The sequence below is a fragment of the Longilinea arvoryzae genome (genome assembly GCF_001050235.1).
GTDB lineage: Bacteria > Chloroflexota > Anaerolineae > Anaerolineales > Anaerolineaceae > Longilinea > Longilinea arvoryzae.
The window spans coordinates 618,450-640,521 of the sequence record NZ_DF967972.1 but is presented as its reverse complement, the minus strand read 5'-3'; the positions used below and the strand labels follow the sequence as shown (position 1 = coordinate 640,521).

Below are 22,072 nucleotides of genomic sequence, written 5' to 3'. Positions count from 1 at the left end.
GGAACGGTCGGATTGGCAGGATGCGCGCCGAAGGTCTTTGGAGCAAGATGGAATTATCGGGCAGCAATGAGATGCTTCAAGCCGGGCGCAGCCTGGCACGGACCGATCGATGCGGTCCGGATTCCAGGCTGCGCCCTTAAATTCGAGAGGTTCCTGGTCAGCGCGCGAAGCCTGACGGACGCGATATTCTCATCCCGGCGTTCAAGATATCCCGCACCAGGCCGGGGCCTTCGTAGATCAGGCCGGTGTAGAGCTGCACCAGAACGGCGCCGTTGTCCAGTTTTTCCTGGGCATCCGCCGCGCACATCACCCCGCCGCTGGCCACCACCGGCAGTTTGCCGCCCGTGCGCGCCACCACCTTGCGCAGCATCGCGGTGTTCATGGCATTGATCGGGCGCCCGCTCAACCCGCCGGTCTCGCCGGCCTTGGCGGAGGTTTTGACCAGGTCGCGCCGGACGGTGGTGTTGTGGATGATGACTCCGTCCATGCCCTGCTGAAGGATCACGTCGAGCGCCTCGTCCAGTTCCGCGTCGTTCAAATCGGGCGCCAGTTTGACCAGCAGCGGCATCGAACGGCCGCTCGCGCGTGTGTATTCGGCGCGCCGGGCGGCCAGCGGCGCCAGGAGCTCTTCCAGCGCCTGCCTGGACTGCAATTTGCGCAGGTCGGGTGTGTTGGGCGAGCTGATGTTGACCGCCAGATAGTCGCTGAGCGGGGCGAAGGTATCGAACAGGCTCAGATAGTCGCTGACGGATTCCTCCAGTGGGGTGACCTTGTTCTTGCCGATGTTGACGCCCAGCACCAGCCCCCTGGGGTGCGGGGCGCGCAGGCGGCGTGCCATGAATTCGGCGCCGCGGTTGGGGAATCCCATGCGGTTGATCACGCCCTCCTCTTCGACCAGGCGGAAGATGCGCGGTTTGGGGTTGCCGGGCTGCGCTTTGGGCGTGACCGTGCCGATCTCGATGTGGCCGAAGCCCAGGCAGGCCAGCCCGCGCCAGCCCAGGCCATCCTTGTCGTAACCGGCGGCCATGCCGAGCGGGTTGGGAAAGGTCAGGCCGAAAGCCTGCACGGCGGGTCCCTGCTCGCGAGTGTGGAACCAGGCGCGCAGTACCCAGCGTCCAATCCCCAGGCTGCCCCCCAGGCGGAGCAGTGCAATGGTGGAGGTGTGCGCCTGTTCAGGGGTCAGGCGAAAGATGAGCGGACGAACGATGCGGTAGGGTGTAGACATTAGGGGTCCTTATGAAATTCACCACAGAGATTCAGAGATCGCAGAGAAGAGGATTCACCACGGAGACACGGAGGTCACGGAGAAGAGATCGTTGAGGAAGAGAAGAGGATTCACCACGGAGCCGGTAGGTTGGGTTGAGAGGTGGGGGATTACGGTATTCAATGGGCATATTCCTCACCTCGAAACCCAACGTTGGGGATCGATGTTGGGTTTCAGATAGGTCGCGGCAATTCTGAATTGAAAAGGTTGCCTTGATTGGCTCCACCCAATCTACGAGAAACTTCGAAAACAAAGAGAACACTCAAAAAAAGAGAAGAAATGGAGTTTTATTCCTCGTTTCTTCTCTTTTTTTCATCCTCTTCTCCGTGTCTCCGTGGGTAAATCCTCTTTATTCACCTTCGAGGAAGGTACGCACGGCGGCGATCTGTTCGGGTGGGATGCGGCCGGTCCGCTCCCAGTAGTCCAACAGATCGGTCAGGGTGAGCACGGCGTGCAAATGAATGCCGGCCGCCTCCAGCGATTCGCGCGCGCCGGACTGGCGGTCGATGAGGACCACCACGTCGTGGACTTCCAGGCCGGCCTGGGTCAACTTGTCGATGGCTTCGAACTTGGAGCCGCCGGTGGTGGCCAGATCATCGATGATCGCCACGCGCTCGCCGGCGTGATATTCGCCCTCCACCTCGGCGCGTGTGCCGTACGTCTTGGCTTCCTTGCGCGGGTAGATGACCGGCCAGCCGTTTTGCAAGCTGATGGCGGTGGCGATGGGCAGCCCGGCGTAGGGCAGCGCGGCCATACGGTCGAACTGCAATTCGTCCAGCAGCGGCTTATAGGCGGCGGCCGCTTGAGCCAGCAGATCCGGATGCGAAACGAGCTGGCGCAGATCGATGTAGATGGGCGAAATCAGCCCGGATTTGAGGGTAAACTGACCGAAGCGCACGCAGGCTGCGCTCAACAGACCCTCGGCCAATTCGGACGAGACCTGGCGTTTGCGCGCCTTTTCGACGATTTCGGGATGCGCCAGGACTTCCTCGCGCACCTGGCGAATTTCGGCGGCCAGTTCCAGAGCCTTGGCGCGCGGATCGGCGGCGCGGCTGATGGCGCGCGCCACGGGGATGAGCATGCCCAGCCCATCCGGACGCAGTCCGGCCTGCAGGGCAGCCCGCAGGTCGCCGCCCTGGGCGCCCACGCCGGGCGCCAGGAACCACAGGTTGGGCGTCAGCGTGCGGATGCGGTGCAGCGCCTCGGGGTGCGTGGCGCCCACCACCAGGCCGATGTTGTTGTTATCGTCGTTCCATTCCTGGGCCAGCAGGGCCACTTTTTCATACAGGCACAATGGCTTGCCTTCCCCGGCCAGTTTCAGGTCCTGCACGTCGATGGTGCCGGGATTGGAGGTTTTGCACACCAGGAAGACGCCCTTGCCGCTCTTCAGGAAGGGTTCGAGCGAATCGTAGCCCATGTAGGGGTTGATCGTTACGGCATCCACGCCGAGCAGACCGTACGCTGATTCGGCATAGGCCTCGGCGGTGGAAGCGATGTCGCCGCGTTTGGCGTCGAGGATGACGGGAGCGCCGTGCGGCACTGCGTCGATCACCTCACGCAACGCCTGCCAGCCGGGCGCACCCAGCGCCTCGAAAAAGGCGGTATTGGGCTTGTAGGCCAGGGCTATGTCGCGTGTGGCATCGATCAACCGCAGGCAGAAGTCACGCGCGGCCTGGGCGGTGAACTCCGGCAGGTCGGCGGCGTGCGGGTCCAGCCCGATGCACAGCAGAGAGCCGGTGCGGCGGGCGCGTTCGTCCAGTTGGGTGAAGAATGAGGTGGTCATGGGGCTAATTATACCGGTTGAATCAAGATTAATCCAAAATGAGAAAGGTAAAAGTGAATTAAGAAATCAATGAGTTATGAGGTATGAGATTAAGATACAAACCGCATCCACTCAGAACTCATCAACTCAGAACACTCTTACGCCTTTCCCAACACCATCGCCAGCAGGGCCATGCGGACGTGCAGGCCGTATTCCATCTGGCGGAAGTAGGCTGCGCGGGGATCCTCGTCGAAATCCATGCTGATCTCACCGACGCGCGGCAGCGGGTGCATGACGATCATTTCAGACTTGGCAAGCTTCATGATCTCGGGGTTGACCACGAACTGGTGCCTGACGAGCTCGTAATTGGCCGGATCCTCGAAGCGTTCCTTCTGAACGCGGGTCACGTAGAGCACATCGGTTTGCGGCAGCACGTCCTCGAGCCGGTCGCAGACCTGCTGGGGAATGCCCTTCTCGCTGACCTCGTCCATCACTTCCTGCGGCATGCGCAGGATGTCGGGCGAGACGTAGTTGATCTTGACATTGAATAACGAGAGCAGGCGGGCCAGCGAGTGCACCGTGCGGCCGTACTTCAGGTCGCCCAGCATGGTCACGGTCAGGCCGTCGGCGCTGCCCAATTCGGCGAAGATGGTGAAGGTATCCAGCAGGGCCTGGGTGGGGTGTTCGCCGATGCCGTCGCCGGCGTTGATGACCGGTTTGCGGGCGTATTTGGCCGCCAGCGCCGCCGAACCGACCTCGGGATGGCGCAGGACGATCACATCGGCGTAACATTCCAGCGTTCGCACCGTGTCGGCCAGGCTCTCGCCCTTCGAAACCGAGGAGTATTTCACCTCATTGATCGGGATGACCGAGCCGCCCAGGCGTTCCATGGCCGAGGTGAAGCTGGAGGAGGTACGCGTGGAGGGTTCGTAGAACAGGTTGGCCAGGATCTTGCCCTTGAGCAGGTCGAACGTGCCGACGCGCTTGACCATGCCGCGCATTTCATTGGCCACGCCGAAGATGTAGTTCAGGTCGTCGACGCCAAACTGTTTGACCGTGAGAATGTCCTTGCCGTACCAGGCGGATTCTTTGTTTTCGCCGAAGGGCAGATAGGGGCTGAAGCGGCGTGCGGGTGGAATATGCATTTTGGAAATCTCCTTTGGGGTATAAAAATCGGTAATTGTGGATGCGGTATTCGTGGATGCGGTATTCGTTGATGCGGTATTCGGCATTTCGGTATTCGCGAAACGTGAACCGAAGAAGAATTTTCTTCTTCAGTCAGAAATCAGCAATCACAAATCAACAATCTCTTTTCATTCATCATTCAGCATTCCTCATTCATCATTCTTACGTTCTTCCCTGTCCCGGGTTCGGCTGTCACCTTTCCTTCCTGGTAGGCTTCCTTTCCGCGCAGCACCACGCGCGTGACACGGCCGCGCACGGGCTGGCCTTCGTATGGCGTCCAGCCGCAACGGGTGAAGGTATCCACCGCGTGAATGGTCCATTCGGCGTCCGGGTCGATTTCGATCCAGGTGTCGGGCTGCTCGGGCAGGTGGAAGATCCGGCGCGGATTGGTGTAACTGCGCAGGATGATATCGTCCAGGGTCAGGCGGCCGGCATGGACGGCGCTTAACAGGAGCGGTAGGGCCGTTTCGAGGCCGGGGAAGCCCGGCGGCGGGTTGGGCCCGTCTTTTTCGGCCAGGGTGTGCGGGGCGTGGTCGGTGGCAAAGCAGTCAATGCAGTCCAGGTTGTCCCACAATGCCTGCCGGTCGGCGGGGGTATTGAGGCGCGGACGGACTTCCAATCGACCTCCACCTCCTCCCTGGCCCTCCCCCAAATTTCGTAAATTTGGGGGAGGGTTGGGTGGGGGAGGAAATAAGTGGTGCGGGGTTACTTCGCAGGTGACTTTGAGGCCGCGCTCTTTTGCTTTGCGGATGAGCAGGATTTCTTCGCGCAGCGAGATATGCGCGATATGCACCGGGCGGTCGAAGAGCCCGGCCAGCAGCAGCGTCGCAGCCATGCTGCGGCTCTCGGCGTGCACCACGATCGGCCGGTCCGCCGGCCAGCGCTCGAAATGCTGCATCCACAGCGTCATGTCATCCAGGCGCAGGGGACCGTAGGTCTGGTCGAGGTACATCTTCAAGCCGGCCGCGCGTCCGGCCAGGGCCGCGGCCTCGGCGGCGTTATCGGCGCCCGCGCCGAGATATTGGGCATAATCGCAGCGCGCCTTGCCTCCCGCAGCGGCCAATGTGAGCTCGAACGTGGCGGCGTCGGTAACCGGCGGTTTGGTGTTGGGCATGGCCAGCACCAGGGTGAAGCCGCCGGCCAGGGCGGCCGCCGTGCCGCTGTCCCAATCTTCCTTGTGCTCGCCGCCGGGTTCGCGCATGTGCACGTGCGGGTCGATCAGACCGGGCAGTTTCAACATGGCTTCACCTCCACGGGGTAAAAAAACACCCCGAGAAGATTCTCGGGGTGGTGAAAAGCGGGGAAAAGAAACGCCCCAGAAACCCGGGGCGTAGGCTGAATTTTCGATGGAGGGGTCACACACGTTTGTTCGTACATGTCGGATGGATTATAGGCAAAAGCGGCCGGTTGTCAAGGGAAAAGACAGGATTCGTTGTAAATTCGGCATGGATGAGAAATCATCCTCCAGGCCCTTCACAATTGCATTCTTCGCGATTCGAAGAATCCTGAATCGGCGGGTCTGGCCTTCGTCATCCAGGCCCCATTTCTCCCCGTAACTTTTTCAGCCATCCTGCGACTATGGAAATAGGCGTAAGCCTTTTATCTGTACTCAGCAAATCGAACCAAAGGAGGAACGTGATGAATAAGAAGATCTTATCGGCAGCCAACTCACTGCGTTTTATCGTGGTGCTCTCCGCGCTGCTGCTCAGTGCATGCGCGGGTGTGGCTGCTCCCGGCGCTTCATCATCCAGCGCCTCAGCCGTAAACGCCCTGGCGGGCGTTTCCATTGCGGCCCTGCCGCAGCTTGGTCAAATTTTCTTTACCGGAAACGTGCAGGCGATTTCCGATTCCAGCCTGCAGGTGGCGGACATCGCCTTCCGGGTGGACGACCAGACCAGTCTGGCCCGGAACCTGACCGTTGGCACGCCGGTACGCGTACGCGCGCTGGCGTTGCCGGACGCGACCCGCTATGCGGTGGATGTCCAGCGGTCTGAAAGTCTGGACCTGCCGGCGAGCGTGGTGACCTTTAATTTCCACGATACGGTCGTTTCCATCGGTGATACCAGTTGGCAAATCGGCGATCAGACCGTACTGGTGGATACCGGTACTCAGATCGAGGCTGGCATTCTGGTGGGCGACATGGTGGAAGTGAACGGTGTGGTGGTGGACGGCAAACTCCAGGCGTTGAGCATCGAGCTCTTCGTGGAAGAAACCCCTACCCCCACGGCCACTCCGACGGTGACGGTAACCCCCACCGAAACCGTAACTCCCACGGTAACCCCGACGCCAATCCCTTCGGGTGAGGCGAAGATCGAGGTAACCGGCGAGTTGCTTGCCATGGACAGCGCCTCGCTGAAGGTGGACGGCCTGACCTTCGCCATTACCCCTGAGACCGAGATCAAAGACAATCCTCAGGTGGGCGATATCGTCACCGTGGATGGCTTGCGCGCATCCGATGGCAGCCTGACGGCGCTCGAAGTCCGGTTGGCTGAGAATCCTGAAGTCGGCGTCGTTAAGTTCGAGGTCAAGGGCGTCGTCGAATCCATCACCGATACGCTGTGGGTGATCGGTGGGTTCAACATTCAGACGGACGCCACCACTCAGATCGCCAGCGGTTTGGCGGTCGGTGATATGGCGATGGCCGAAGGCACCATTCAGCCAGACGGTACGATGCTGGCCAGTGAGATCAAAGCCGTCGAGACCGGGGAAGGGGGCGGACACGGCGGCGTTCCGGGTGGAAACCGGATCAAGTTCAGCGGCGTTGTCCAGTCGATCAGCGCAGACATGTGGGTGATTTCCGGCCAGACGGTGGCCATCACCCCGGATACCATGATCAAGGGTTCGCCGCAGGTGGGCGATTATGTGATGGTCGAGGCCCTGGACGTCAACGGCGTCATCACGGCCAACCAGATCAAGTCCAAGAACGATAACAGCCCCATGGTCGGTGAATCCAGGTTCAACGGCATTGTCGAATCGATCAGCGACAACCTGTGGGTCGTCTCCGGCGTTTCGGTCGCCGTGACCTCGGATACCGTGATCAAGTTCTCCCCGCAGGTGGGTGACTTCGTTCAGGTGAAAGTCTTCGATTCAGGCGGCACATTGACCGCTCATGAGATCAAACTGTTGATGGATGTCGGTCATGATGGCCGGAACGTTGGTCCCGGCACCGCGACCCCCGAACCGGGCGAGCGTGGCCATGGAAATTCCGGCGCTGGCGGTAATAATGGAAACAATTCCAATAATGACCGCGCCGGCCAACATCCTGACAACGGTGAGGACGGCTTTTCCAATGGCGGACGGCATTAGCCACTCTCTTGCGCGGCCCGAAATTTGACCTTTCGGCCGGCGCAGGGTTTGCACATTACCAATGAAGGCCTTGCGGAGGACGGGATTCTACCGCCCTCCGCAAGGCAGTAAACAACCAGCCGGTGGTTGAGGGACAGCCCGACTTAAGGTATACTCAAACGGTCGACAATATCCAAATAAAACAGATTCACTTTGTCTGACTGGGAAAGTAAACGCAAAAGTAGCAACGGTCATGACGCTTGAGCACCTTCTAGCGCGCGCAAAAAAACGGGATATGCAATCCCTGGCGGCTTTGCACGATCAGCTCTATCCGCTGGTCTACCGCTACGTCAGCTACCGGCTGGAGGATTCACAGGCGTGTGAGGATATCACTTCCGAGACGTTCGTGCGCCTGTTGGATCGAATCCACCAGCGCTCGAGTTCCATCCAGAACCTGCGCGCCTGGTTGATTGGCACGGCATCTCACCTGGTCAGCGATCACTACCGGCGCCAGTACCAGCGTCCGGAAACGGATCTGGACCATCACGAAGACCTGTCCGGCGGGGAATCGCCCGAACAGGCCGCCGAACAGAGCCAGGATCACCAGGCATTACGGCAGGCGTTATGGAAACTGACTGAGGATCAGCAAAATGTACTGGCGCTGCGATTTTCTCAGGAGTTATCGTTGGAAGAAACCGCCCAGATTCTGGGCAAATCGGTGAATGCGGTCAAAGTGTTGCAGTTTCGCGCCCTGGCGTCCCTGCGGCGGGCGATGGATGAAAGAGGCAAATGGCTATGAAGCAGCCGGATGTGAACCTGGTTTTGAATGAGGCCTTGAGCAAGCTGCAGGCTGGCGAGCCCATGGACCAGGTGTTGGCGGAATGCGGTGAATTCTCCGCCGAACTGGCTCCGCTGCTGGAAACAGCCCGCTGGCTGCGCCAGTCCGATCAGCGAACCGTGCCGCGTGCGGCCGTGGCGCGCAGCCGGGCCTGTTTTTTACGCGCAGCCGATGCTCGGGCGATACGGACGTCTGCTTCTTTCCAGCGCCTTCATTTGGCGCTCAATCTGGCGGTGATTTTGGCAATCGTGGCCGGCGCTGTATTCTTCACCGGTCTGCGTTCAGCCTCGGCCCTGCCCGGACAGACGCTATATCCCATGAAGCTTGCCCTCGAACAGGCACAACTTGCCTTTGCGTCGTCCGATCCGGCCGGCAAATTGCTGTTGGAAGAGACATTCGACCAGCGCCGGGTCGACGAAGCCGTCCGGCTGGTGGAACTGGGCAGCGGGCAGCCGGTCAATTTTGCCGGTTTCCTTTCCGGCGGGGGCGACCAGCCCTGGGTGGTGGGCGGCATTCCGCTGCAACTCGATGCGGAGCAGCGCGGGGTTGCTCAGAAATTGGCGGGATCGTATATCGAAGTCCATGGCCAGGTGCAATCGGATGGGCAGGTGCAGGTGAATGCGCTGCAATTGCGTTTCTTTGATCTCAGGGGTGTGTTGGCCGACCATGAGGGAGAGCGCTGGGCGGTCAGCGGTATCTGGGTGTCGATTACAGACCAAACCCAGGTCGACCGGCCGCCGGCAGCGGGCCAAAAAGTTCGAATTACCGCCATCCGGCCTTCAGTGGACGATTTCCTGGCGCTGTCGATGCGCCTGAACGATGGCCGGGGTGGAAAATTACCGGATCGGACTTTGCCAGCACCCTCCAGCGAGAGCGAAAGGCAGGAGAAGACCCCCGGCGCGAAGATATCGCCCGGACCCACGCGCGGGGATGAGTCGGGCGGCAATCCGGAGCCCGGAACGAATGAAACCCGTCCATCCGGCGAGGATCCGCGCGAGAAAACCCGGCCGCCGGATTCCACCGCCACGCCGGACGATCCCGGGCAACTCTTTTTGACGCCCATGCCATCTCCCATGCTGGAGCCCTAAGGCTCAGGCAAAAGGGTTTCGATGGGCTGAGGTAGACCGCAGATAATTTGAACCGCGCGATAAAAGCCGCGGGCGATCGGGTATCCCTCGCGGTGGTCATTATTTCATTACTTTCAGGATATTTCTTTCAGAATCGAACAGGGGATTGTAAAGAATAATTCAAAGAGAATGTATATTCCCGGCGAAACACGGCCTTTTTACGATTCGCCGGTTCCGGCATCCTCCTCGCCGTACCAGGCTTCATGCAGCCGCAGGTAGGTGTCTTCCAGCGATTCGGGCAGCACGCGGGTTTGGGCCAGCGTGGACATGAAATTGCTGTCGCCGTCCCAGCGCGGCACGATGTGAAAATGGACGTGTTCGGCCACGCCCGCCCCGGCCGCCGCGCCGATATTGGCGCCCACGTTGAAACCTTCTGGGTTATACACTCTGCGCAGCACGCCCATGGCGCACGTGATCAACTCCATGATCTCGGCGCGGACGGATGGCTTGAGCAGCTCGAAGGTCGATTTATGTTCGTAAGGCACCACCATCAGGTGCCCGCTGGTATAGGGAAAACGATTCAAGATGACAAATGCCTGTTCGCCGCGCGCCAGAATCAGATTCGCTGGGTTATCGGGCATTTCCATCGCCGTGCAAAAAACGCAGCCTGGAACGGGATCCTGCTTTTGGATGTATTTCATCCGCCAGGGCGACCATAAATGGTCCATGCCTCACCACCTGTAGGAGAAATTTACGGCGCGTCTGATGTCCCCGCTCCCCCGGCGCCGCATGTGCGTGCAATTGTAATGCAGGCAGGAAGAATCTGCAAACGAAGAAGTTTCGAGTTCTGTGTTCTGAGTTCTGGGGAGAAGAAACCCGATTGGCATGCGATTTCTTCCTCATCACTCATCCCTCATCAACGCTTGCCTCTAGACTTTACTCTTTTATCATTTCTTCACGGTTGACCTTCTTCCTGAAAGCGGGTATCCTAATTCACATGGAGCAAATGCCGCTCTTCGCTTCCCATTCCCTTTCCGTAACCGACCTGACCCGCTACCTTCGCCAGCTTCTCGAAAGCGACGATGTGCTGCGCGATGTGTGGGTGCAGGGCGAGATTTCCAATATCTCGCGGCCCTCGTCCGGGCATATCTATTTCACGCTCAAGGATGAGGCCGCCGCGTTGAAATGCGTCATCTGGCGTACCAATGCGCTTCGCCTGCGCCTGCCGCTGCAAAATGGCATGGCCATCGAAGCCCACGGCTACATCAGCCTGTACGAACGGGACGGCGCCTACCAGCTTTATGTCGATGCCGCCCGTCTGGCCGGCGAGGGCATGCTCTATCAGGAGTTCATGCGCCTCAAGGCGCGCCTGGAGGCCGAGGGTCTGTTCGACCCGGAACGCAAACGTCCCCTGCCGGCTCGCCCGCAGCGCATCGGCATTGCCACATCGGCCACCGGCGCTGCACTGCAGGATATGCTTAATACTTTACGGCGCCGTTATCCCCTGGCCGAGGTGCTTCTGGCGCCCTGCGCCGTCCAGGGCGATGACGCTCCGCTGGAAATCGTCGCTGCTCTGGGTGCGCTCAATCGCAGCGGCGTGGATGTGATTCTGCTGGCGCGCGGCGGCGGTTCGTTGGAGGACCTGTGGGCTTTCAATGATGAACGCGTGGTGCGAAGTGTCGTGGAGTCGGCCGCGCCGGTCGTCACCGGCGTGGGCCACGAGACGGATTTCACCCTGTCCGATTTCGCCGCCGATCTGCGCGCACCCACCCCCACCGGAGCGGCCGTATTGGCCACCCCCGACAAGGCTGACCTGACGGTCGAATTGAACCGGACGCTTCGCCAGCTCGATTCTGCATTTCTGGAAGGCGTCTCGTTGCGCTACCGCGCGCTCAACGAAACCCTCGGCCTGTTGGAACGCAATTCGCCGCGCTGGCGGGTGAGCAACGACCGCCAGCGGCTGGATGCGCTTGGCGAACGCCTGCAGCGCAACATGCTGCACAACCTGGCCCTGCGCCGCGTCATGACCGACAGCGCGCGTTCGCGCCTGCTGGCGCTGAATCCGCTGGCCGTGCTGAGGCGTGGCTTCGCCGTTGTCAGCCGCGCTGGTGAAATCGTGCGCAGCGTCGCCCAGCTTACCCCGGGCACGGATGTGCAGGTTCGCCTGGCCAACGGTTCGTTCGGCGCGCGCGTCGAGACGTTATCCCCCGATTCACCCGCAAATTTCGACCCTGGAGAATGATCATGACTGCAACAGCCAAGCCGGTTGATGAATTGAACTATGAAGAAGCCTTTGCCGAACTGGAAACCATCGTGGCTGCGCTGGAAAACAGCCAGCAGGCGCTGGAAGAATCGCTGGCCCTGTTCGAGCGCGGCCAGTTGCTGGCCAAACGCTGCGCCGACCTGCTCGACAGCGCTGAATTGCGTGTCCAGCAGGTGAACGTCCATTTGCCCGATTTACCCGACGAAGACGCTTCTGAAGGCTGATATGAACGGCAATATTCTTGACAATCAGGTGTTGTGGACCGGACTGCTGGGCTGGTTTCTGGCGCAGGTGCTCAAACCTTTCGTCGAATACACGATCAAACGCCGCTGGAATTGGGGTCTGTGGTTCAGCGCGGGCGGCAATCCCAGCTCGCATTCGGCGCTGATGACCGGTACGACGCTGGCGATCGGACTTTACGATGGGTTTTCCACGCCGCTGTTCGCCCTTGCCGTAGCCATCACCATGATCGTGGTCTACGATGCCGCCGGGGTGCGCCGGCAGGCCGGCATGCAGGCTGCCCGCATCAACCGCCTGTTCGAGGAAATTTTCGCCGGGCATCCCATCACCGATAAACGCCTCAAAGAGGTCCTGGGCCATACCCCGCTGCAGGTGTTTACCGGAATTCTGCTGGGCGCGGCCTGCTCGCTGTTGATGTATGTGGTCTGGCCGCCGAGGTGAGGGAATGGCGGTTAGCCGTCGGCCTTGGGTAGGTTGGGTTGAGTGGTGTGAATCAATGCCCTGATGGATCCAATGCCGGAACGAAACCCAACATCTCGAACCGGAATCACTTCACCGTTTACCCCGATCCATAGAATTCTCGATGCTTGAAAAACCAATCCTTCCAGACGAACGCATTGCTGCGATGCTGCGGGAGGCCTACGGCTTGCGCGCCGCCAGCCTCGAATTTCTTCCGCTGGGCGCGGACGCCAACACGGCCGTGTTTCGCGTCCTGGACGATCAGGTCGTCCCCTGGTTTCTGAAACTGCGCGCTGGGACCTTCGATGAAACCTCGGTGCTTGTTCCCAGCCGGTTGCATGAGCATGGCATCCGCCCGATCATCCCGCCCTCGAGAACAACCGCCGGCCAGCTTTGGGCTCATCTGGACGCGTACACCTGCATCCTCTATCCTTTCATCGCGGGCCGGGACGGCTTCGAACGGGCCCTGTCTGACCGGCAGTGGCCGGAATTCGGCGCCGCGCTGCGCGCCATCCATGCAATGGCTTTACCGGATGACCTGCGCCGGCGGATCAGCGTTGAAAATTATTCTTCCTTTTGGCGCGATCGGGTCGATTATCAGGCGCAGGTCGAGCGCGGCGCGTACGCGGATCCCGTGACGACCAGACTGGCGGCTTTCATGCGGGATCAGCGCCCGGAAATCAGCCGGTTGATCGAGCGGGCCGATCGATTGGGCCGCGCGCTGCAATCCAAATCCCCGGAACGCGTCCTTTGCCACGCCGATCTTCACGCCGGCAACCTGCTGCTGACCGAGGATGGCGCATTCTATATCGTGGACTGGGATGCTCCCATTCTGGCGCCCAAAGAACGCGACCTGATGTTCATCGGCGGCGGCATCGGCCACATCTGGAACAGCCCGCGCGAGGAGGCCCTGTTCTACCGGGGCTACGGCGCGGCGGAGCTCGACCTTTCCGCCCTGGCCTATTATCGCTACGAACGCATCGTCGAGGACATCGCCGCCTTCTGCGAACAAATCCTGGGCGTCCAGGGCAGCCGGGACGACCGCGAGCGGGGACTCGGTTTTTTCACCAGTTGTTTCGAGCCGGGCGGGGTGATCGATATCGCCCGCGACACCGATCGATTATTACAAAGGTAGAGAAGAGTCTACGCCAGGTTGCGCCAAAGCTGTTCCATCAACCCGTTCCTCGCCTGCAAATCCCTGAAATCCTGTCCATCCTGTAAATTCTTATCGATAAATCCCTGAAATTTTCTCCACCCTGTGAATTCTTATCGCTAAATCCTTGAAATCCTACCCATCCTGTAAATTCTTATCGATAAATCCTTGAAATCCTGTCCATCCTGTGCATTCTTATGGATAAATCCTTGAAATCCTGTCCATCCTGTAAATTCTTATCGATAAATCCTTGAAATCCTGCTCATCCTGTGAATTCTTATCGCTAAATCCTTGAAATCCTGTCCATCTTGTAAATTCTTATCCATAAATCAACACCCCGGCCAAGGCGGCCAGCGCCAGAATGAGGATGGCCGGCACGCGTTTGGTCAGGGCCAGGGCCGTTGCGCCCACCGTGATGACCAGCGCCCAGGCATCCGTGACGGCCGATTGCGCCAGCATCCAGGCCGTGCCCAGCAGCAGCCCGATCACGCCCAGCATCAAGCCGCTCGAGAAATTCTGCACGCCGGGATGTTTGTCGATGCGCTGGTAGGCCGCAATCAGGATCAGAACCAACAGCGGCGGGAGGAGCAGCGCCAGCAGCGCCAGGCCGGCGCCGGGCCAGCCGTAGATTAAATAGCCCAGGCTGATGCCCCACAGGCCGTTCGGCCCGGGGCTGATCTGTCCCACGGCGATGGCGGTCAGAAAATTCGACTCGTTAGCCCAACCAAGCGCGATCAGGTCTTCATGCAGAAACGGCAAATTTCCCAGCCCCCCGAACGAGAGCAGCGAGGCTTTCAGAAAGATCAGGAAAAACTGTAGGGGTTGGATCACGGCTGCCCCGCGATTTTTTCCCGATCCAGCTTCTGCACGGCCGTTCGAGAGGCGATGGCCAGTCCGCCCGCGATCAGCAGGATGAGAATCGGCGAGAACTGCGCCAGCACGAAAAGCGCCGCCGCGCCCAGGATCAGAAAGATCACCAGGCTCAGGTGCGCCCGGCCGTCCCGGCGCGCCTTGATCAGCAGCGGCGAGCCCAGGTCCCAGCTCAAGGCCAGGGTGAGTCCGATGGTGGCCGGCAGGATGCCGCGCATGGCGGCCTTGACCAGGGGCTGGTTTTGGATGCTGTTATACCCGGCGGTCATTAATGCGGTGATGGCCGCGCTGGGCAGCATCAGCCCGCTGAGGGCCGCCGCGATGCCGGCCCAGCCGTGCAGGCGTTTGCCGAGCAGGCAGGTCATTTTCGCCAGGCCGATGCCCGGCGTGATTTGCGCGAGAGCCCAGTATTTGAGGAATTCTTCCTCCGAAAGCCAGCCGCGTTTCAGACAAGCCTGGTGGATGAGGTAAAATGTCGCGGTTCCGCCGCCGAAGGACTGCAGGCCGATCACCAGAAAGGTGCTGAAGATCTCTCGCAGGCTGTGCGAATAGCGTGGTGGCATGACGTGATGATATCATGGATGGAAAAGATCGGCAGGAGCGGATCGCTCGTCTCGCGTTCATTGGGAAACCGGGATGGACGCGCAGGGCCCGCCGGCCCGTGTTGGGGAGGCGGGACTGTCCGGATGTCTGATTGAATGCGCGTCCGGGCGGTGTATGATCAAATCATCCGCGTCCCATGTGAGGAAAAGGGAGGAACCAATGAAAAAACAAGGCGGCCTGCCGCGCGATCCGCGCATCCGTTATCGCTTTCAACAACCCATTTTTGATTTTTTCTTCCAGTGGTTGGCGGGGACACACAGCAACGGCGGCGCAGAGCTGGGCGAAGCCATGTTCGCCGCGGCCCGCATTCGGGATGGCGACCCGGAAAGCTGGTACCGCGAGTTCACCGCGCTGGGCCAACGGGTGGAGGCGCGCGCGGCTGCCTCGTTCCGGCAGGGGCATCTCATCAGTGCGCGGGAAGGCTATTTGCGTAGCTATGTCTATTACCGGGCGGCGCCGGCCTTTCTCAATCCACGCACGGATGAACGCTACCGGCAGGCATATCTCAAGGCGCGTGGTTTTTTCCTTAAAGCCAGTCAGTTATTGGATGTGCCGCTGGAAATCGTCAATGTGCCTTTCGAGGGCAAGGCGCTGCCGGGATATTTCGCGCCCGTCGAATCGGTCGGTCCGCCGCGCCAGACGCTGTTCATGATCGGCGGCGCGGACACGTTTGTGGAAGACCTGTATTTCTACATCGTTCCCATGGCGTTGCGGCGTGGGTATAACGTCCTCTTCGTCGACCTTCCCGGCCAGGGCGGCCTGCCGTGGGATGGGCTCTACTGGCGGGCCGACATGGAAACGCCCCTCCAGGCGGTCACGGATTACGCGCTGGACCATTTTCCGCAAATCGACGCCGGAAGAATGGCGATCTACGGCATCAGCGGCGGTGGATACAGCGTGCCGCGCGCGCTGACGGTGGAGAAACGGTTCCAGGCCTGTGTGGCCTGTTCCATCATCCTCGATTTTTCGAAGATCTGGTCGCCGCGCGCCGCGGCGCTGGAAAGCGGGGCGTTTTTCAGGCTGCTGCGCAGGCTGCAGCCGGAACGATTCGCGGCAGTCATGAACATGCTGGCCACCTACGAGTGGCGCTGGGGCGTCGACAGCGTCCTGGAAGCGATCGAGAAGACCCGCGATCATGTGGTCGACCCGGCGCGGATCACCTGCGCCACCCTGAACCTGGTGGCCGAGCAGGAATACAGCCAGTTCAGCCTGGGCCGGGAATGGGCCGGGCGCTGCCTGCGCGAGATTCAACACCCGCGTAAGGAACTCATCGTCACCCCGCGCAATGAGGGCGCCGATTCGCACGCTGTGGGCACCAACCTGAGCCTGATGAGCCAACTGGTCTTTGATTGGTTGGATGAAGTATTGGATTAATGGCGCGAAGCGCCCGATTCCCGCGGCTTTACTTCTTCACCTCGAACGTCACCGCCGCCGACTCGCCCACATTCCCGGCCGTGTCCTGCGCCTTGACCACCAGGGTATGGCTGCCGGCCGTGGCTTTCCAGGCCAGGCTGAAGGGCGCCTGGTTGCGTTCGCCGATCTGGACGCCGTCCAACCACCAACTCACCTGATCGATGCCCACCGCGTCGCTGATTTCGGCCTGCAGCACCACCTGGCGCCCGGTTTCAAGGGTTTGCCCGGCGATCGGGTACACCGAACGCGCCAGCGGAGGGGTGTTATCCACCGTAACCTGGGCCACGGCGACTTCCACGCTCTGGTCGCCGCGCACCACCAGCAGCCGCAGCGCGTACAGGCCGTCCTCCACCCGGGTGGTGTCCCATTCGCCCAGCAGGTTTGCGTTCACCGGCTGCGTCCCGTCGCCGATCTGCAGCCAGGTGGAGGGGTTGATGCCCTCGCCGGCCTGCAGGCGGTAGCTGGCGAAATCATCCCCGCCGGCTGCGCCCATCACGCGCAGCCGGCCTTTCACTGCGCTGAACAGGGCCGGCTGGGTGATGTTGACGTTCGGGTCGGCCTGTGGAATCTGAATGGTATCGTATTCCTCCGGCGGGCGCGAAATCTGGGCGTTGAAGGCCCACTCCTGCGCGGCGGGCGGCACGATCATGTAGGTCTGTTCGACCACCTGGGCCGGCGGGGTGAAGACGGTGGCCAGGCGGCCGGTTTCGCGGTTGATCTGGACCGTGCGGAATAGCGTATCCGGAGCGACCGGCTCGTTGCCGGTCAGAAAGATTTCAGAAACGACGTTCGGGCAGGCGGCGGTCGGCAGCCCGCCGGAAGGGTCGCACACCTCGACGTGGCTCAGCCCGACCGGCTCGCTCCAATCCTGCACGGGCAGGTCCCGGCTGGCGTACTGCATCACGGCGTGCCACAGGCCGGTTGCGGCGCGAGAATCGATCTGCGCCGATTTGCCCGTCCCGGACGGCAGCCCCAGCCAGACGGCCGCCAGGCGCTGCGGCGTGTAACCCACCGTCCAGACGTTTTGCCCGTCGGCGGTCTGCCCGATCTTGGCGCCCGAGGGCCGGCCGATTTCCAGCGCATTCGAAAACCCCAGGCTGGACCAGCGGGCGGTTTCATCTGAAAGTACATCGTGCACCAGGTAGGCTAGCGGGGCGCTGAGCACGGTCTGCGAATGCGCCGCGGGCGCGCTGATTCCGCCCTTTCCGGAGAGATCCTCGACGGAGAGCACCAGAATGGATTGCAGGGTGCTGCTGCTGGATTGGGCGGCTCCATATTCCACACCCAGTGAGGCGAAAGCCCCGTAGGCTTGGGCGATCTGCAGCAGGTCGGTGTTGCCGCCTTCATAAAGCAGCCCGCCGGGGTTATCAGCGGCTTCGAGGCTGCTCAGGCCCAGCGCAGCCGCCGAGCGCCACACCGCCGTCGCGCCGATCTGGTCGACGAGCTGGCTGAGTGGGACGAGATAATCGTTGGCCAGCGCGGTGCGCAGCCGCTGCGGTCCGTGATACGTTCCGTCCGGGTTTTCCTGCCGCGCGATGGCTTCCGGGCGGCTGGCGGGCACGTCCCACACCAGGCTGGCCGGCGCGTAACCGCGCGCGAAGGCGGCGACTGCCACAAACGGGCTGAGCAGTGAGCCGGGCTCGTGATTGCCAAGCGCGCTGCTTTCGGCGCTGTGCGTTGATTCACCCACCAGCGCCAACACCTGGCCGCTGTTCGGGTCGGTGACCGCGGCCGAGGCTTCCAAACCGTCCGGCAGCGCCTCGCCCGCCGTGGCGAGCGCCGGCAGCAGGCGAGCTGCCTCGCAGGATTGACCGCCGGGCAGGCTGGCCTGGGGGGTCTGGTTTTCGAGGCGCGCGAGCTGGGTGCGCAGCGCGCAGGAAACCTGCAATTGCAGATCGTAATCCAGGCTGGTGAGAATGCGCAGCCCGCCGCGTTCGAGGCGTTCGCGCCCGTAGCGTTCCGAAAGCTGATTCAGGGCCAGGCGGGTGAAGGCCTGCGCCATCGGGTTGGGCGGATCGAGCGCCTGGCGGAAGACGAGCGTCTCCTGGCGGGCTTTCTGAAAATCGTCCGTGGAGATTGCGCCCTGGCTCAACAGGCGCTCGAGCACCTGCTGCTGGCGTTCGCGGGCCGCGCTAGGCGAATCGATCGGGTTGAGGGCGGGCGCTTCCAGCGCGGCCGCCAGCAATGCGCTTTCGGCCAGATCGAGCTGGCTGCCGGATTTACCGAGGTAAAGCTGGGCGGCGCTGTCGACTCCGTAGGCCAGATGCCCGAAGGATGCGCTGTTGAGATACCACTCCAGCACCTGCGTGCGCCCGTAATCCGCCGTGACCTGCGCGGCCAGCAGGCGCATGCGCAGGGCGCGCCGCGTTGTGGCGGGTTCTCCGCCCAGCAGCAGGTCGTTCACCAGGCGTTCGGCCAGGGTGTGGGGTTCGGGATCGAGCAGGTATTTCAGGCTGAAGCCGGGATTCTGCCAGAAGGTCGGGTCGTTGAGCACCAGCACCGTCTGGGTGAAGATCGGGCTGATCGAATCGGGCTGCTGCGGGTCGAGCGGCAGCAGCTTGCGCGGTACGCCCGGGTTATCCAGCGTCAGCAGCAGGTGCTCTCCGCTGCGGTCGTACAGGCGGGTGGGTTCCAGCAGCGCGCCGGTTTCGGGGTCCAGCCAGGCCGTCAGTTGGCTGACCGGCGGCAGATCGGCCGTCAGGCTGGCATAACCCGCGCCCAGGCTGATCAATCCGGCCATCAGCGCCACCACCAACGCGAATCCCAACCCCAGCAGCGCGCCGCCGGCGCGCCGCTGGTTTCGCTCGCGCCGTTCGATTGAACGGCGGCGGCGGCGTCTGACCAGCAGTGAAACAGGTTGCGATCGCACGGCAGTGGATTTACGGCGTGGGGGTCACACCCTGCGAGGGTGTCACACCCTGGGAGGGTGTCACGCGCGGGGTGGGTGTCCTCGTTGGAGTTGGCGTGGGCGTCTTGCTGACGCGCGGCGTGGAGGTGGCTGTCTTGGCAGGTGTTTTACTGGTGCGCGCTGTTGGGCTGGCCGTGGAGGTGGCCCGGGTGGCGGTCGGCGTGGGCGAAACGAGCTGGTCGAGCCGTGCGCGGATTTCTTTCGACCAGGCCGGCGGCACCAAATCGGTGGGCATTTCCAACAAAGCGCGGTAATCGCGGATTGCGGCGCTGATGCTGCCATATTCCTGCTGGGCCGTGCCGCGATAATAGTAGACCTGAACCCGGTCGGCGTCCGAACGCGACAGGTTTTCGCTGGCCTCGAACAGGGCAAAGGCTTCCTTGGTGGCGTCGATCTTTAGATCGGCGCGTGCCAGCGCCAGGTTGGCGTCGAAGGAATCCATGTTCAGCACATACGCATTAGAAAGATCTTTGACCGCCTGTTTGTACTCTTTCAATGCCAGGTTGGTCAGGCCGCGCTGGTAGAGGGCCTCGAAGGATTTACTGTTCAGCGCCACGGCTTTGTCGAGCGTCTCGAGTGCTTCTTCATATTTACCCTGGCCTGCATAGGCCGCGCCCAGCCAGGCCAGCGCTTCCGCATCCGGTTCGCTGTATTGAATGTACGTTTGCAGCGGCTCGATCGAATCGGCGTATCGTTCGTTCAACTGCAGCGCGCGCCCCAGCAGTTTGTAGGTGGCCAGGTTGGCCGGATTTCGTTCGATTGAATCGCGCAGGGCCTGGACCGCGTCGGCGGCTTTGCCCTGGGCCAGCAGCACCTCACCCCGCAGCAGGTCGACCTCGGGAGAATCGGGCATGAGTTTGGCGGCCTGATCCAGGGCCTGGCCGGCTTCATCCAGGTGGGCGGCGTCGTTCATGTCCAGGCGCGCCAACTCGAGGCAAACCTCACCCAACTGCGGGTCGATTTCGGCCGCCTTTTCCAGATCGGCGCGGATGGTATCGTTGGTGAATTTGGGGGAAGATTCCATCCGCAGGCGGGCGCGGCCCAGGTAGGCCGCGGCAAAATCGGCCTTTTCCATGGCAGTCTCATAAGCCTTTGAGGCTTCATCGGTCTGCCCCTGGAAACGGTAGATCTCGCCCATGAGATAGTACAGGTCAGGCGCGTCCGGTTCGACCTCGATGACCTGTTGAATATAGCTCAATGCGCCGGCCCAATCGCCGCGTTCGTAGGCGCGCATGGCCGAGCGGTAGGCTTCGGTGCGCGGGTGAGCGGTTGCGGCGTACAGCGGCGTGGGCGACAGTTGCAGGTCGCCCCAGGGCGCGGTGGGGGTCGGGGTGACGCCGCGTCCGGGCAGGGGCGTGTTGGTGGGCAGCGGCGTGGGGGTGGCGTTAGCGAGGAAGGCGCCTGAGGGTCCACTGGCCTGTGTGCTGGGTTGGAAAAGTTTATTGGCGCCGTACACCGCGGCTGAAATCAGGAAGATGACCAGCACAGCCGCGCCGGCGTACACGGCCAGTTGTTTCCAGGCTTTGGCGGCCAGCTTCTTCTGCTCTTCGGCTTCTTTTAATAGGCTGGGCTGCCAGCTCCGTTTTTGGGTTGCGTAGGGCACCACCAGCGCTTCGTCGACCGGCAGCACGCCCAGCACGGTCAGGCCGCGGCGCGCCATCACGTTCTGCGGGTCCAGGCGCTGGGCCTCCCTCAGGCAGAAGACGCGCTCCTTGGCGCTGTCGACCACTGTGCTCATCCAGACCCAATAATCGACGCGGGACGGGTTGAGCTTGATCAGGCGCGCCAGCAGGTCGCGGGCGCGGTTGCGGTCGCGGGCTTCGAGGGCCTTGAAGGCCTCGTGGGCCATCTTCTCTTCTGGGGTAGGCATAGGCAAAGTGTAGCACAGCCCCGGATGCCGGGCAAGCGCGGGCAGACCGGGGCGGGTTCACAGTTTAGTAAGGAAGGGGAAGCATTTCACCACGGAGGCCACGGAGAAGAGGATATGAAAAATAGAGAGGAGCCCCATCACGCTTCACGCATCACTCTTCACTTCTTGCGACTTTCCACCAAATCCCTTGACACATTTCTTGATCTGCATATAATTATCGAGCTTTCAGAAATGAACAGCCGGTCACCAGAAAGCGACCGATAAAAACCGAAAACGACCGCAAAGCAAGGCCCGGGGCCGATGAACAAGCAAGACATCGGCAAAATTTAGCCCGGAAAAAACCTTGACAAACCACGAAGTTCAAGATAAACTTGAACTCCTGATTGAGAACGGATCGAGCGTAAACCGATCCATCAAAACAGAATAGTCGTGGCAGTTAGGCCGAAGACATCGCTGTGAGAGCCGATGTTGACCAGAGGAATACGAAGGGAAACATCGGTTTTTTTGCGCCTTTTTGTCGGCCGGTCGTGACGAGCAGAACCTTAACAACTGAAGAGTGATAGGAAAGCGAGCCCTTGAGAGAGAGGAGACCAAGACGACTGAAACAACCGAAAGGTTGAGAAAGTTGTTGCGGAGAGTTCGATCCTGGCTCAGGATGAACGCTGGCGGCGTGCCTAATACATGCAAGTCGAACGGAGATTGTAGCAATACGATCTTAGTGGCGAACGGGTGAGTAACGCGTTGGTGACCTGCCCCGAAGTGTGGGATACTGGTTCGAAAGGACCAATAATACCGCATGTGATCCCGGAGATTAGCAGTCCGGGATGAAAGGAGTAATTCGCTTCGGGAGGGACCTGCGTCCCATCAGCTAGTTGGTAGGGTAGTGGCCTAC

At 61.2% G+C, this 22,072-nt stretch carries 17 protein-coding genes and 1 rRNA gene (1 of these 18 running past the window's edge); 9 read left to right on the top strand and 9 right to left on the bottom strand.

The features are described from left to right. Window positions 1-157 precede the first annotated feature (157 nt). The 4 genes from LARV_RS02935 to LARV_RS20780 form a co-directional block, all read right to left on the bottom strand. Window positions 158-1,225, bottom strand: coding sequence for a quinone-dependent dihydroorotate dehydrogenase (locus LARV_RS02935; protein WP_075072235.1), 1,068 nt, complete (start codon window positions 1,223-1,225; stop codon window positions 158-160). 388 nt (window positions 1,226-1,613) lie between these two features. Further along, complete coding sequence (gene pyrF, locus LARV_RS02930; RefSeq protein WP_075072234.1) at window positions 1,614-3,047, bottom strand: orotidine-5'-phosphate decarboxylase; 1,434 nt, start codon at window positions 3,045-3,047, stop codon at window positions 1,614-1,616. Window positions 3,048-3,184: 137 nt separating this feature from the next. After that, entirely contained in the window at window positions 3,185-4,171 is a 987-nt protein-coding gene (gene pyrB, locus LARV_RS02925; RefSeq protein ID WP_083522277.1) for an aspartate carbamoyltransferase, read from the bottom strand. A gap of 179 nt (window positions 4,172-4,350) precedes the next feature. Further along, window positions 4,351-5,451, bottom strand: a complete 1,101-nt coding sequence (locus tag LARV_RS20780; RefSeq protein ID WP_075072233.1) for an amidohydrolase family protein — start codon at window positions 5,449-5,451, stop codon at window positions 4,351-4,353. A gap of 398 nt (window positions 5,452-5,849) precedes the next feature. Between LARV_RS20780 and LARV_RS20285 the strand changes: the two genes are divergently transcribed. The 3 genes from LARV_RS20285 to LARV_RS02905 all read left to right on the top strand — a co-directional run bounded on the left by LARV_RS20285 (window position 5,850) and on the right by LARV_RS02905 (window position 9,422). Beyond that, complete coding sequence (locus LARV_RS20285; RefSeq protein ID WP_075072232.1) at window positions 5,850-7,517, top strand: DUF5666 domain-containing protein; 1,668 nt, start codon at window positions 5,850-5,852, stop codon at window positions 7,515-7,517. A gap of 232 nt (window positions 7,518-7,749) precedes the next feature. Then, the gene (locus tag LARV_RS02910; RefSeq protein WP_075072231.1) at window positions 7,750-8,295 is read left to right on the top strand and encodes a sigma-70 family RNA polymerase sigma factor; all 546 of its coding nucleotides are present in this window, start codon (window positions 7,750-7,752) and stop codon (window positions 8,293-8,295) included. Then, a complete protein-coding gene (locus tag LARV_RS02905) occupies window positions 8,286-9,422 on the top strand; it encodes a DUF5667 domain-containing protein (RefSeq protein ID WP_152031670.1) in 1,137 nt (378 codons plus the stop codon). The genes LARV_RS02910 and LARV_RS02905 overlap by 10 nt, the downstream gene beginning before the upstream one ends. Before the next feature lie 197 nt (window positions 9,423-9,619). On the opposite strand, the gene LARV_RS02900 is transcribed toward LARV_RS02905, so the two are convergent. Then, window positions 9,620-10,129, bottom strand: a complete 510-nt coding sequence (locus LARV_RS02900; RefSeq protein ID WP_075072229.1) for an HIT family protein — start codon at window positions 10,127-10,129, stop codon at window positions 9,620-9,622. Window positions 10,130-10,407: 278 nt separating this feature from the next. On the opposite strand from LARV_RS02900, the gene xseA reads away from it, so the two are divergent. From xseA to LARV_RS02880, 4 genes are all read left to right on the top strand, one after another. Further along, window positions 10,408-11,643, top strand: a complete 1,236-nt coding sequence (xseA, locus tag LARV_RS02895) for an exodeoxyribonuclease VII large subunit (RefSeq protein WP_083522276.1) — start codon at window positions 10,408-10,410, stop codon at window positions 11,641-11,643. A gap of 2 nt (window positions 11,644-11,645) precedes the next feature. Further along, window positions 11,646-11,888 (top strand): exodeoxyribonuclease VII small subunit, encoded by a 243-nt coding sequence (locus LARV_RS02890; RefSeq protein WP_075072227.1) that lies wholly within the window; start codon window positions 11,646-11,648, stop codon window positions 11,886-11,888. 1 nt (window position 11,889) lies between these two features. Then, on the top strand, window positions 11,890-12,345 hold the full coding sequence (locus LARV_RS02885; protein ID WP_075072226.1) for a divergent PAP2 family protein: 456 nt from the start codon (window positions 11,890-11,892) through the stop codon (window positions 12,343-12,345). A 142-nt stretch (window positions 12,346-12,487) separates the two neighbouring features. Continuing rightward, window positions 12,488-13,498 carry a phosphotransferase gene (locus LARV_RS02880; RefSeq protein ID WP_075072225.1) on the top strand — a complete coding sequence of 337 codons (1,011 nt, stop codon included), beginning with the start codon at window positions 12,488-12,490 and terminating at the stop codon, window positions 13,496-13,498. A gap of 336 nt (window positions 13,499-13,834) precedes the next feature. Here the strand turns inward: LARV_RS02880 and LARV_RS02875 are convergent, their stop codons facing one another. Together LARV_RS02875 and LARV_RS02870 are read right to left on the bottom strand one after the other, a co-directional pair. Then, window positions 13,835-14,347 carry a chromate transporter gene (locus LARV_RS02875; RefSeq protein ID WP_083522275.1) on the bottom strand — a complete coding sequence of 171 codons (513 nt, stop codon included), beginning with the start codon at window positions 14,345-14,347 and terminating at the stop codon, window positions 13,835-13,837. Continuing rightward, window positions 14,344-14,949: a chromate transporter gene (locus LARV_RS02870; RefSeq protein ID WP_075072224.1), complete on the bottom strand. Its 606-nt coding sequence runs from the start codon at window positions 14,947-14,949 to the stop codon at window positions 14,344-14,346. Before LARV_RS02870 ends, LARV_RS02875 begins: the two co-directional genes overlap by 4 nt. A 199-nt stretch (window positions 14,950-15,148) precedes the next feature. On the opposite strand from LARV_RS02870, the gene LARV_RS02865 reads away from it, so the two are divergent. Continuing rightward, window positions 15,149-16,363: an alpha/beta hydrolase family protein gene (locus tag LARV_RS02865; RefSeq protein WP_172797767.1), complete on the top strand. Its 1,215-nt coding sequence runs from the start codon at window positions 15,149-15,151 to the stop codon at window positions 16,361-16,363. Window positions 16,364-16,391: 28 nt separating this feature from the next. Here the strand turns inward: LARV_RS02865 and LARV_RS02860 are convergent, their stop codons facing one another. Next, entirely contained in the window at window positions 16,392-19,271 is a 2,880-nt protein-coding gene (locus LARV_RS02860; RefSeq protein ID WP_075072222.1) for a transglycosylase domain-containing protein, read from the bottom strand. 10 nt (window positions 19,272-19,281) lie between these two features. Beyond that, on the bottom strand, window positions 19,282-21,159 hold the full coding sequence (locus tag LARV_RS02855) for a tetratricopeptide repeat protein (protein WP_075072221.1): 1,878 nt from the start codon (window positions 21,157-21,159) through the stop codon (window positions 19,282-19,284). Window positions 21,160-21,807: 648 nt separating this feature from the next. Between LARV_RS02855 and LARV_RS02850 the strand changes: the two genes are divergently transcribed. Next, window positions 21,808-22,072 (top strand): 16S ribosomal RNA (locus tag LARV_RS02850) (it continues 1,235 nt past the right edge of the window).

What these genes read in the sequence shown, in the direction of transcription:
- pyrB (WP_083522277.1), bottom strand. Translation starts at nt 4,171, where the DNA reads ATGCATATTCCACCCGCACGCCGCTTCAGCCCCTATCTGCCCTTCGGC.
- LARV_RS20780 (WP_075072233.1), bottom strand. Translation starts at nt 5,451, where the DNA reads ATGTTGAAACTGCCCGGTCTGATCGACCCGCACGTGCACATGCGCGAA.
- xseA (WP_083522276.1), top strand. Translation starts at nt 10,408, where the DNA reads ATGCCGCTCTTCGCTTCCCATTCCCTTTCCGTAACCGACCTGACCCGC.
- LARV_RS02935 (WP_075072235.1), bottom strand. Translation starts at nt 1,225, where the DNA reads ATGTCTACACCCTACCGCATCGTTCGTCCGCTCATCTTTCGCCTGACC.
- LARV_RS20285 (WP_075072232.1), top strand. Translation starts at nt 5,850, where the DNA reads ATGAATAAGAAGATCTTATCGGCAGCCAACTCACTGCGTTTTATCGTG.
- LARV_RS02910 (WP_075072231.1), top strand. Translation starts at nt 7,750, where the DNA reads ATGACGCTTGAGCACCTTCTAGCGCGCGCAAAAAAACGGGATATGCAA.
- LARV_RS02870 (WP_075072224.1), bottom strand. Translation starts at nt 14,949, where the DNA reads ATGCCACCACGCTATTCGCACAGCCTGCGAGAGATCTTCAGCACCTTT.
- pyrF (WP_075072234.1), bottom strand. Translation starts at nt 3,047, where the DNA reads ATGACCACCTCATTCTTCACCCAACTGGACGAACGCGCCCGCCGCACC.
- LARV_RS02885 (WP_075072226.1), top strand. Translation starts at nt 11,890, where the DNA reads ATGAACGGCAATATTCTTGACAATCAGGTGTTGTGGACCGGACTGCTG.
- LARV_RS02905 (WP_152031670.1), top strand. Translation starts at nt 8,286, where the DNA reads ATGGCTATGAAGCAGCCGGATGTGAACCTGGTTTTGAATGAGGCCTTG.
- LARV_RS02865 (WP_172797767.1), top strand. Translation starts at nt 15,149, where the DNA reads ATGAAAAAACAAGGCGGCCTGCCGCGCGATCCGCGCATCCGTTATCGC.
- LARV_RS02900 (WP_075072229.1), bottom strand. Translation starts at nt 10,129, where the DNA reads ATGGACCATTTATGGTCGCCCTGGCGGATGAAATACATCCAAAAGCAG.
- LARV_RS02855 (WP_075072221.1), bottom strand. Translation starts at nt 21,159, where the DNA reads ATGGCCCACGAGGCCTTCAAGGCCCTCGAAGCCCGCGACCGCAACCGC.
- LARV_RS02880 (WP_075072225.1), top strand. Translation starts at nt 12,488, where the DNA reads ATGCTTGAAAAACCAATCCTTCCAGACGAACGCATTGCTGCGATGCTG.
- LARV_RS02890 (WP_075072227.1), top strand. Translation starts at nt 11,646, where the DNA reads ATGACTGCAACAGCCAAGCCGGTTGATGAATTGAACTATGAAGAAGCC.